The sequence below is a fragment of the Peribacillus kribbensis DSM 17871 genome (genome assembly GCF_000430765.1).
GTDB classification, from domain to species: Bacteria; Bacillota; Bacilli; order Bacillales; family DSM-1321; genus Paraperibacillus; species Paraperibacillus kribbensis.
On record NZ_KE387239.1, the window covers coordinates 18,820 to 29,888 of the forward strand.

The window sequence follows — 11,069 nt, forward strand, 5'->3', positions numbered from 1 at the left end:
CTAGTTGAAAATTCATTTAAAACCCCTTATTCCCTTCTCTTTTTCCACTGAACTTCAAATCTATCTCACCGGCCGGGCCCTTCCCTATGATGAATTAACCGATTTCCACCCCATCCTTGAAAAACATATCACTTCTGGCTATGTTGGCTGGATGGACGGCCTCAGCCAAGGAACCTGCCATCGTTGCGGCAATACTGAATCCCATTTATTCGGGGAAATGCCGTGCAGCCGCTGCGGTAAAACCTGTACCTACTGCCGCAAATGCATTATGATGGGCCGAGTGAATGCCTGCAGCAGGCTGCATGTCTGGACAGGGCCGCATTTAGAGTATCTTCTAAAAGAGGAGCCGCTGAAGTGGAGCGGAAAGCTTTCACCCCAGCAGGCCGAGGCTTCAAGAAAGGCCATAGAGGCTGTAAAAACCCATTCTATACTCCTAATCTGGGCTGTATGCGGTGCAGGAAAAACCGAAATCCTGTTTGAAGCAATAGCGGAAGCGATCCACACAGGGAAGCGGGTATGTCTGGCAGCTCCGAGAACGGATGTTGTGCTGGAGCTCGGTCCGAGGCTGAAAGCTGCCTTTCCCGGCATAGAAATCGCTGTTTTATACGGCGGCAGCGAGGACCGTCATCATCACGGCCAGCTCGTGATCAGCACCACGCATCAGCTGTACCGTTACCGAGATGCATTTGACCTCATGATTATTGATGAAGTAGATGCCTTCCCCTTCTCTGGAGATCCTTCCCTTGAATACGCTGCACAAAAATCCCGCAGAGAAACATCCTCCCTCATCTACCTGACTGCGACTCCCTCCTCTGAATTCAAAGCTCGTGTTAAAAAAGGTGTGCTGGATGCTGCCATCATCCCGGCCCGCTATCACCGCCATTCCATTCCGGTTCCAGAGCTGAGCTGGTGCGGAAACTGGGAGAAAAGTTTTGCCAAAAAGACCATCCCCAAGGCTGTTTCAAAATGGCTGGCCGAACGTCTTCAATTCTCCACCCCTTTTTTGCTGTTCTTCCCCAATATAAAAATCATGGAGGAGGCACTTCCTCTTTTTCAAAGGCTTCATCCTGACATCCAATATGTTCATGCCGAAGACCCGAATCGGAAAGAAAAGGTCCAGTCTCTGCGGGAAAATAAAGTACCCGGCCTCCTCACAACGACCATCTTAGAGAGAGGAGTCACCATCCCCCGGCTTGAAGCCGCAGTCCTGGGAACGGAAAAGCCCATTTTCACGGAAAGTGCACTGGTCCAGATTGCCGGCAGGGTCGGCCGAAGCGCAGATCATCCAACGGGGAATATCTCCTTTTTTCATTATGGAAAAACAGAAGAAATGCTGGATGCTGTATCCCATATCAAACAAATGAATGCCGAAGCGAAAAGGAGGGATTTGATTGTGGAATAAGAGCTACTGCCTCTACTGTGAGCTGCCGCTGGAAGAGGAGACCACTTGGAAATCTCTTTTCCTAGGCGATGAGAAGAAAAATGAGTTCTGCACGGAATGCCTTATGAAACTCCAAGCTATTGAAGGGAAGCGATGCAAAATCTGCAGCAGACCTCAGGATGAGGAAGGAATCTGCAGGGACTGCCAGCGCTGGGAGGAAGATCCGGCCTGGCAGGGCGTGTTAAGCAGGAATCTTTCCCTCTATACTTATAATGAATTTCTCAAGGAGCTTATGGCGAGATACAAATACAGAGGGGATTATATCTTGATTTTCGGCTTTAAAAAGCAGCTGAAAAAGATTCTTGCAGAAGTGACATTCGATTTGGCCGTACCCATTCCGCTTAGTAAAGAGCGTTTGTTTGAAAGAGGCTTTAATCAGTCGGAAGCAGGTCTCGCGGCTATGGATCTCCGGCCAATATATGCCCTCAAGCGGAAGCATTCTGAAAAGCAATCCAAGAAATCCAGGGAGGAGCGCATCCATTTAGAGGAGGTATTTCTCCCAACTGAAGAGGATATATCGGGAAAAAATATTCTTCTTTTTGACGACATTTATACAACAGGCTCTACCTTAAGGCATGCGGGTAGGGTGCTGAAAGAGTCTGGTGCGCTGCAGATAAGCTCCATCACCATAGCCAGAAGCTAAAATGTTTCCGTTTTCTGCCGATAATGAAAATAAAAAGGAAGTAAAAACATATGGCTGAATTAATGAATTGCCCGGCTTGCGGCTCCCTTTTCGTGAAAAATAGCGTCCGGGATGTCTGTGAGAAATGCTACAAAGAAGAACAAAAAGAATTCGACAAAGTCTACCATTACATCCGAAAAAGAGAAAACCGTACTGCGACCATCGATCAGGTGATTGAAAATACGGGGGTCGAAGAAGAGCTTCTCTTAAAATTTATCCGAACAGGCAGGCTGAATCTGGCACAGTTTCCGAATCTCGGCTATCCCTGTGCGAAATGCGGCACCTTGATCAGAGAAGGGAAGCTGTGTACAAGCTGTAATAAAGATCTTAAAGGGCAGCTGGAGAGTTTGGCGAAAGAAGAGGGCGGAAGTCAGAAGGACCAGCCTCGTAATACGTTCTTTATCAAAAAGTGATATCTGCCTATGCAGATATTTTTTTTTGAAAAGGAGCCCTTTTTCCTCAAAATTCTGGAAAAAGTAACAAACCTGCAAAAATTGTCAATAAAAAGTAACACTGAATAATTTAATATTGCGCAGTCCCTTCCGATAGAATAGATAGGGAGAAAAAAAGTCGGTTGAAAGCGAGGATATGAGAATGAAAATCAACCATATTAGTCCAGCTGGAATGAATCCTTATCAGCGTCAGCTAAACAAGACTGATGAAGTAAAACAGAGTTCACTTAAAGCCGATAAAGTAGAAATTTCTACGGCTGCCAAGGACTTGCGGCAGACATCCCAGATTCCTGCACAGCGAGAAGCGAAGGTACAGGAGCTTAAAGAACAGATTAAAAATGGAACATACAAGCTGGATGCGGCTGAAACAGCCAAGAGCATCCTAAAGTATTATCAAAATAAATAAAGAAGCCAAGGGGGAGCAGCATGCCTGCCCAAAACATCATTTCAGCTATGGCAAAGCTCCTAAAGCTCCACAAAAGCTTATTGGATCTGGCCCGGCAGAAGACGGAAATTGTTAAACAAGGATCCATGGAGGAGCTCAACAGGATCATGATCGATGAGCAGAAGCACGTCAAGGCGATCACAGTCGTTGAGGCTGAAAGAGAACAGGCTGTCGCCATGTTTCTAGCGGCGCAGGGCTCCTATCACCTTCAGCCCTCTTTGGCTGCCTGCCTGGAGTTTGCGGCTGAAGAGGAAAGAACTCAGTTTATTACACTGAGAGAAGACTTGAAAGCCCTCGTCTATGAGCTGAAGGACGCCAATTTCCTGAATCAGCAGCTCATTTACCAATCCCTTCAATTCATTAATATGTCCCTGGATATGGTAAGGCCGAGACCGCAGGCGTTCAACTATGAAAGACCTATGGCGGCAGGGGCGGCTTCAGCTGCCCCGCGGTCCTACTTTAATTCAAAAGCGTAAGATAAAGAGAAACACCGATAACGGAGGAAGCATCTTATGGTTTCAACTTTTCATGGCTTAGAAGTGGCCAAGCGGGGAATGACCACCCAGCAGAATGCCCTGTATGTTACAGGCAATAATATATCCAATGCGAGCACTCCCGGCTATTCACGACAGCGGGTTAATTTTGAACAAACCGAGGCTTTCCCAGCACCAGGTATGAACCGTCCGCAAATTCCGGGACAAATGGGGACAGGGGTAAAGGCGGGAAGCATAGAACGCATCCGCGAGGGCTTTCTGGATGTGCAGTACCGGGGTGAATCTAACAAACTAGGCTACTGGCAGTCAAGGTCGGACTCTCTGCAAAAGATGGAAGAAATCATGAATGAGCCTTCTGATGCAGGAATATCCGCAGTTATGGATCAGTTCTGGCAGTCGCTTCAGGATTTATCTGTAAATCCCGGCAACTCCGGCGCTCGTTCCGTAGTAAGGCAGCGCGGGATTGCAGTGGCTGAAACCTTTAACTATGTCAGTAATTCACTAAAGTCTGTTCAATCAGATTTGAAGCATGAGACAGATGTAACAGTTACAAGCATTAATTCATTGTTATCCCAAATAAATCAACTGAATCAAAATATTGCACAGGTTGAACCGCACGGAATGCTGCCCAATGATTTATATGATCAGCGGGACCTCCTGGTGGACCAGTTATCATCATTGGTTCCAATTAATGTAAAGACAGAACCGGTAGGCGGACTGCCTGCAACCAGACCGGATGGATCATCGATGGCCTTGGGAAAATATACAATCGAATTGGTTACCCCTTCTGGAAATGTTACGCTGGTAGATGGTACTGCTAATAGTGCAAACGAACTGCAGGTCAACGAAGATAATACGACTAAGTTAGCTGCAAGTATTACAATCGGCGTTCGTGACCAGGCGACAAATACAGTAACAGGTACAGCAGTAAATGTCAGTCAGTTCTCCAGTACGGGGAAACTTCGCAGCTTGATAGATGCATCTGGGTATATGGATGGGAGCACCAAAAAGGGAATTTATCCTGAAATGCTGGATAAGCTTGATCAGATGGCTTTTTCATTCGCAACTGAATTTAATAAACAGCATCTGGAAGGCTATGACGTGGATGGCATCAAGGCTAACCCGCCTGTAAAAACCACAAATTCCTTTTTTGATATCGGTACGACTGCTGCAGATGCTGCGAGCAGTATAAAAATTGACTCTTCGATCATGACATCTCTTGACAATATAGCGGCAGCCTCGACTCCCAGCTTAGGTGATGGCAGCAATGCGGTTCTGCTGGCTAAAGTGAAAAACACGGAGGGATCCATACCAGGACAGTCTGGAACGATTCAAAGCTATTATGAAGGTATGATCGGCGGCATGGCTGTTCAGTCCCAGGAAGCCCAAAGAATGACAGCAAACAGCGAGGTACTTCAGCAGTCAGTAGATGAACGCAGACAGTCGGTCAGCAGTGTCTCGCTGGATGAAGAAATGACAAACATGATCAAATTCCAGCAGGCCTATAACGCATCTGCACGAATGATAAATATAGTTGATGAAATGCTCGATAAAATCATCAACGGCATGGGCACTGGTGGAAGGTAAGGTGAAAAATAAATGCGTGTAACACAAAATATGCTGGCAAACTCATCGTTAAAGCATATCAGCGAAAGCTACAGAAGGTTGGATAAATATTCAGATCAGTTGTCGACCGGTAAGAAAATAACCCGGCCGTCGGATGATCCGGTGGTGGCAATGAAGGGGATGTTTTATCGGACTAACTTAACAGAGGTAAATCAGTATCAGAGGAACCTCTCTGAGCTGAGCCTCTGGATGGATAACTCAGATTCGAGTCTGGATCAGGCTAATTCCTCGCTTCAGCGGATGAGAGAACTATTGCTTCAGGCTAAAAATGGAACAAATACAGCTGATGAACGGACGGCGATCGCAACTGAAATGGACCAATTAAAGCAGGATCTGGCTTCTGTTGCGAATACAAAGGTTGGCGACAAATACATTTTTAATGGTACGGACATTGATAATCCTCCAGTTTCAATAGATAGTTCAACCGGACAGGTTACTGTAAAAACGAATAATAATGATTTTAATGTGGAAGTCGGCCCTAATGTCAAATTAAGGGCAAACATCCATCCGGGAAATATTTTCTCTGCTGCGATGTTTAGCGACATTGAGAATATTATATCTGATTTGAAATCGGATAACATAACAAACCTTGATGCATCGTTAACAAAGCTCGATACACATCTCGATAATCTATCTGCGGAGCGCTCAGATCTTGGTGCACGATCCAACCGTTTAGATATGATCAGTTCGAGATTGGACAGCCAGGAGGTTTTCGCTAATCAGGTGATTTCTGATAATGAGGATGCAGATATTGAGAAGGTCATCACCGATTTAAAAACTCAGGAAAGTGTCCATCGAGCTGCATTAAGTGTTGGTGCCCAGATTATCCAACCAACACTAATGGATTTCTTAAAGTAAAAAGGCTATTCATATGAATAGCTTTTTTGTAATTATAGGAATAGAGGAGTGCTTTAAATGAACATTCCACAAATTAGACTGGAAACAACAAGAGGCCAGATTGAACTAAATACTCTTAAACCGGTTCAATCTATTGAGCAGCCGTCGGCTGATCTCAGCATTGAACAGCCCAAGGCAGAACTGGAAATCGAAACAACACCAGGCAAATTATCCATGGACCAATCAAAGGCAAGGGAAGATGTTGATTTAAAAAGCATTTTTAGAAGGACGGAAGAGTTCGCCCAGCAGGGATATGAAGATTGGCTGAATGGCCTGGCACGAGTGGCAAGTGACGGGGATGAATTGATGATGATTGAGAACGGCTTTCATGCACTTCCTGAGCAGGCTAAGCGGAACAGCGAAAGTCCTCAATACGATTTTAATATAGGCTTTGTTCCTTCTGCCGGCAGTGTGAAGATCCATTATGAGCCTGCCGCAGTCAGGATAGAGGCTGCGCCCCAAAAGCCAAGAATCGATGTAAACATAAACAGGCCTATCCATACGTACACTCCTGGAAAAACAGAAATCAGTTTGAAGCAATATCCAGAGCTAAAAATAGATTTTACGACTTTCGATAAAAAATACTAAGGAGAGTCTTTTATGCTAATCAAAACGAAATATCATCAAGAAGTAGAAATAAATGAACGGGAAATTATACAGTTTGAAGAGGGGATCCCAGGGTTTATTGAAGAAAAAAAGTTCGTCTTTCTACCTCTTAATGATGAGTTATTTGTTTTACAATCTACGAATGAAAAGAACATTGCTTTCGTAACTATCAATCCATTTACAATCCAGAAAGATTATGAATTCTCATTAGATGATAATACAATTGAACAATTGAAGATCGATGCAGCAGAAGATGTAACCGTATATTCGATCATGTCTGTAAGGGACCCATTTAATACATCTACCATTAATTTGGCTGCGCCTGTTGTGATTAACTATAAAGCCAGACTCGGAAAACAGGTAATCCTGGAAAAAGCTGATTATTCTATCAGAACACCATTACTGCCGGCTGCAGAACAAAAGGGGTGAAGCTCAGGTGCTAATACTTACTAGAAAAAAAGGCGAATCCATCCAAATAGGATCCGATATAGAAATCAAGATAATATCTGTTAATGGAGACCAGGTGAAATTAGGAATTGATGCCCCTAAAACCATCGATATATACCGCAAAGAGCTATACGAAGAAATCCAGCTGGAAAACCAAAATGCCCTTTCTTTAGGGGAGGATTTAAGCAGTATAGTAGAGTCCCTGAAAAAGCAGGAATAAAAATAAATTTTATTATAAAAACTATTAAAACTGCGGGCATTCCTCCGATAATACTTATGTAAAGGTTGAAAGGCGGCCGACTTTCAGCCTTAGATACGGGCCCACAAGGATGTGAGCCTTCATAATCCAAGGAGGAATATAACAATGATTATTAATCACAATATTGCAGCTCTTAACACACATCGTCAGTTGACAAATGCTACTAACGCACAAAGTAAATCAATGGAGAAATTATCTTCAGGTATGCGTATTAACAGAGCTGGAGATGACGCAGCAGGGTTAGCAATTTCTGAAAAAATGCGTGGTCAAATCCGCGGTTTGGAACAAGGTTCAAGAAATGCCCAAGATGGAATTTCAATGCTTCAAACAGCTGAAGGCGCACTAAATGAAACACATGACATTTTACAACGTATGCGTGAACTTGCTGTTCAATCTTCAAATGATACGAATGTAACTGAAGACCGTGCTGCAATTGATAAAGAGTACCAAGCATTATCTGCAGAAATTACTCGTATTTCTGATGACACAGAATTTAATAAACAAAAACTTTGGGATGGTACTACTACTGCAACTGATTTTCAAGTCGGACCAAACGCTGCTCAAAAAATCACATTTACATTTGAGAACATGGATGCAGCAACAATTACGGGTGGAGTTGGAGATTTAACAACAAAGGGTAACGCACAAACAGCTATAGGTGCTTTAGATACAGCGATTGGAAAAGTTTCAACTGTTCGCTCGGACTTAGGTGCTACTCAAAATCGTTTGGAACACACTATCAACAACTTGAACACTTCTTCTGAAAACTTGACTGCTGCCGAGTCTCGTGTACGTGACGTAGATATGGCGAAAGAAATGATGGCGCAAACTAAAAACTCTATCCTTTCTCAAGCAGCTCAAGCTATGCTGGCTCAAGCTAACCAACAACCTCAAGGTGTATTACAGTTATTACGTTAATCTTAATAAAGGGGACCTTAGAATATCTAAGGTCTCTTTATTAATAATTAGGAATCAAGGAGTTGTTTTCTTGAAGACATTAGCTTTGGTAACAATAGTGAAAAATGAGGAAAAAACGCTTAAAAGGTGTATTGATAGTGTAAAAGACTATGTAAATGAAATAATTATTGTTGATACAGGTTCAACAGATAACACTAGAAATATTGCACTTGATAGTGGAGCAAAAGTATTTGATTATAAGTGGAGAAATGATTTTGCTGATGCGAGAAATTTTAGTATAAGACAATCAACTTCTGATTGGAACTTAGTCTTAGATGCTGATGAGTACATCTTATCAAATCATCAATTAATAAGAAATTTTATAGAAAGAGATAACCAATTGATTGGAAGAATAAATATCTTGAGCAAATATTTAGATAATGGACAAGAAAACATTGAATCATCTTATGTTTCGAGATTGTTTCCTAATAAGGGTATTTTCTTTAAGGGAAAGGTTCATGAACAATTAGAGTCAATTTTACCAAGAGTGAAGATTTCTGTTAGTGTGGCACATGACGGTTATTTTCAAAATGATAAAACTGATAGAAATCTCCCTCTTTTACTCGATGAACATAATGCCACCCCAACAGATGCTTATATTCTGTATCAAATTGGAAAACAATATTATTTGAAAAAAGATTATACTAAAGCAAATCATTACTTTTCTTTATCTTATAAAAATATAGAAGATAATAAATCTTTTAAACCTAAAATGGTTGTTGATTATTTGTATAGTTTAATAAGGAGCAAGAATTTAGAGATTGGCTTAGGGATCATTGACAAAGAAAAAGATAATCTAGATTTGTCAACAGACTATCACTTTGTGTGTGGCATTTTTTATATGGAACTAGTATTTAGTAATGTGAATAAATATATAAATTATTTCCCTTTAATTGAACATGAGTACTTAAGATGTTTAGCAATAGATCAAGAAAAAAAACAGGAAATTGTTAAGGGTACTGGTAGCTATTTAGCCCTTTATAATTTAGGGACGGTATATGAAACAACGGGTAATAAAAGTAAGGCAATAGAGTATTACGAAAAATCTGCGGAATATAAATATAAACCGGCTACAAAAAGGTTAGAAGAACTGATGCATTGACTTAGTACAGGCTATTCAGTCAATAGATCAAAAATATGATAACACCGTCTTTGGTTTTGGAGTTTAAACTAACCAACAGCCACAAGGTGTAACTCAAATTATTACGTTAAATTATAGATTATTGGAAGAGACTCTAGTTATCTAGAGTCTCTTTTCATATAAAGCTGCTCGACAGGAGGAAACTAGATGTATAAAGATGCTCATGAACATAAAAAGTTTCTTGAAGAGCAGCTCAAATGCATAAGACTTCATAAAATGAAAAGAAAGCTGAATACTCCCGTGACCATGAACTTACTTCGAAAGAAGTTGACAAGTTGAATGATAAATTGAATGAATTTAAAAAAGAAATTCAACCCCTAGAAGAGCAATTACATTCGATTGTCATTAAAACTATAAAGGTGGTGTTCATGGATATTGCGTTAATGTCTATGCCATTAAGTCAAGGACAAGTACAACAACAAGCCTATGTCAGTTATGAAAATGGCGATGGGGAATGGCCGAAAAGCAAGGAGAGGCTCTTCAAAAGTTGATGAGTATAAATGACATAGCTGCTATTCAACACGCTGCTCAGCCACATTTGGGTGGGGACATGGATTCGAAATATAAAGGAGACATTTTAGGGATAACCTAGATTAACGTTTTTTTCTTTTTGAGTGAAAATGGGGAAAGTTGATTGTACCCTGAAAGTCCTTGCCAAAAGTAGCCCATCATAACCAGTAATAACCCAATATTGAGATATATATTATAATTATAGAACGTAAGTTTTTTTATGTGCATATTAGATGTTCAAGAAATAAGCAATCTAAGCCTCTACTTTGACCTTCGGAGTAGGGGCTATTTCTATTTTAGGAGGAGAAAAGAAGATGTATTTAGACTGGTTTTAGGAACAATGAAAAAGACATTTAATATTGAAGTAAAAAGAGAGGATGTAGGATATGCACCATGAAGAACTGGATAATTCACTCATTCCAGCGGAACACTTAGAAAAGCTACCTAACCCTTTGCTTATTGAAACAATTTCGTATGTGGATAATGAAGGATATGAGTGGATTGCTGGTTATGTTTTAGAAGAAGGAATTGGAAAGAAGCTGAAGCTGTATAAAGTTTTATAACAAATGGGGAACAAATTGCTTATATGATTTATGTCGATTAGAAAATCATTTTGAACCATTTAGAATTAGATGGGAAATTCGTTTCTGGCTGGTCAAAAACTAACCGAAACTCCCTAAAATAAAAGTTAGTCATACCAAGGAATCTAGCATGTTTTGTAGCTGGAAAACTCCCAGCATAATGATAATACTGCAGGGAAGAAGAACAGAACTTTTTAACTACCCTGATTTCCACTTTGTTTGCGGTCTATTCTTTATGGAGCTTGTTTTCAGTGATGTAAAGAAAGATATTAGTTATTTTCCGTGGATTGAAATATCCTATCTTAAATGTTTAGCTCAGGGGAAACGGATCAGTATGACAGCGTAAGAGGTACAGGAGCTTTAGTGCAGGTTACAATCTAGGTGTTTTTTATGAAACACTAGGTGACATTGCAAAAGCTACTTTAGAGAAGTTTTTTTGAAAATTATTATTTAAAGCTGTTACAGTTATCAACGCTATTATCCCTGTTGCCTTCTTCATTAGAACTACCATTAGTTCTCCTTGTATCCCAT

14 protein-coding genes are annotated in these 11,069 nt (G+C 41.1%); all 14 read left to right on the top strand.

What is annotated here, in order from left to right; all coding sequences use genetic code 11:
• Nucleotides 1-4 precede the first annotated feature (4 nt).
• The 14 genes from H539_RS0115960 (at nucleotide 5) to H539_RS28805 (ending at nucleotide 10,520) form a co-directional block, all read left to right on the top strand.
• Complete coding sequence (locus tag H539_RS0115960) at nucleotides 5-1,402, top strand: ATP-dependent helicase ComFA (RefSeq protein WP_245602204.1); 1,398 nt, start codon at nucleotides 5-7, stop codon at nucleotides 1,400-1,402.
• A complete protein-coding gene (locus H539_RS0115965; protein WP_026694342.1) occupies nucleotides 1,392-2,084 on the top strand; it encodes a ComF family protein in 693 nt (230 codons plus the stop codon). The genes H539_RS0115960 and H539_RS0115965 overlap by 11 nt, the downstream gene beginning before the upstream one ends.
• Before the next feature lie 50 nt (nucleotides 2,085-2,134).
• Complete coding sequence (locus H539_RS0115970; RefSeq protein ID WP_026694343.1) at nucleotides 2,135-2,536, top strand: TIGR03826 family flagellar region protein; 402 nt, start codon at nucleotides 2,135-2,137, stop codon at nucleotides 2,534-2,536.
• A 181-nt stretch (nucleotides 2,537-2,717) separates the two neighbouring features.
• Entirely contained in the window at nucleotides 2,718-2,981 is a 264-nt protein-coding gene (gene flgM, locus H539_RS0115975) for a flagellar biosynthesis anti-sigma factor FlgM (RefSeq protein WP_026694344.1), read from the top strand.
• 20 nt (nucleotides 2,982-3,001) lie between these two features.
• The gene (locus H539_RS0115980) at nucleotides 3,002-3,496 is read left to right on the top strand and encodes a flagellar protein FlgN (RefSeq protein WP_026694345.1); all 495 of its coding nucleotides are present in this window, start codon (nucleotides 3,002-3,004) and stop codon (nucleotides 3,494-3,496) included.
• 36 nt (nucleotides 3,497-3,532) lie between these two features.
• On the top strand, nucleotides 3,533-5,101 hold the full coding sequence (flgK, locus tag H539_RS0115985; RefSeq protein WP_026694346.1) for a flagellar hook-associated protein FlgK: 1,569 nt from the start codon (nucleotides 3,533-3,535) through the stop codon (nucleotides 5,099-5,101).
• Between the two features lie 12 nt (nucleotides 5,102-5,113).
• Complete coding sequence (gene flgL, locus H539_RS0115990) at nucleotides 5,114-5,998, top strand: flagellar hook-associated protein FlgL (RefSeq protein WP_026694347.1); 885 nt, start codon at nucleotides 5,114-5,116, stop codon at nucleotides 5,996-5,998.
• Nucleotides 5,999-6,055: 57 nt separating this feature from the next.
• Nucleotides 6,056-6,625 (top strand): DUF6470 family protein, encoded by a 570-nt coding sequence (locus H539_RS0115995; RefSeq protein WP_026694348.1) that lies wholly within the window; start codon nucleotides 6,056-6,058, stop codon nucleotides 6,623-6,625.
• Between the two features lie 12 nt (nucleotides 6,626-6,637).
• Entirely contained in the window at nucleotides 6,638-7,072 is a 435-nt protein-coding gene (gene fliW / locus H539_RS0116000; RefSeq protein WP_026694349.1) for a flagellar assembly protein FliW, read from the top strand.
• A 7-nt stretch (nucleotides 7,073-7,079) separates the two neighbouring features.
• Nucleotides 7,080-7,310, top strand: a complete 231-nt coding sequence (gene csrA / locus H539_RS0116005; RefSeq protein WP_026694350.1) for a carbon storage regulator CsrA — start codon at nucleotides 7,080-7,082, stop codon at nucleotides 7,308-7,310.
• 144 nt (nucleotides 7,311-7,454) lie between these two features.
• Complete coding sequence (locus H539_RS0116010; protein WP_026694351.1) at nucleotides 7,455-8,267, top strand: flagellin N-terminal helical domain-containing protein; 813 nt, start codon at nucleotides 7,455-7,457, stop codon at nucleotides 8,265-8,267.
• A gap of 70 nt (nucleotides 8,268-8,337) precedes the next feature.
• On the top strand, nucleotides 8,338-9,408 hold the full coding sequence (locus H539_RS0116015) for a glycosyltransferase (protein WP_026694352.1): 1,071 nt from the start codon (nucleotides 8,338-8,340) through the stop codon (nucleotides 9,406-9,408).
• A 314-nt stretch (nucleotides 9,409-9,722) separates the two neighbouring features.
• Nucleotides 9,723-9,938, top strand: a complete 216-nt coding sequence (locus H539_RS32855) for a hypothetical protein (protein ID WP_026694353.1) — start codon at nucleotides 9,723-9,725, stop codon at nucleotides 9,936-9,938.
• 405 nt (nucleotides 9,939-10,343) lie between these two features.
• Nucleotides 10,344-10,520, top strand: coding sequence for a hypothetical protein (locus tag H539_RS28805; RefSeq protein ID WP_245602205.1), 177 nt, complete (start codon nucleotides 10,344-10,346; stop codon nucleotides 10,518-10,520).
• Nucleotides 10,521-11,069 lie beyond the last annotated feature (549 nt).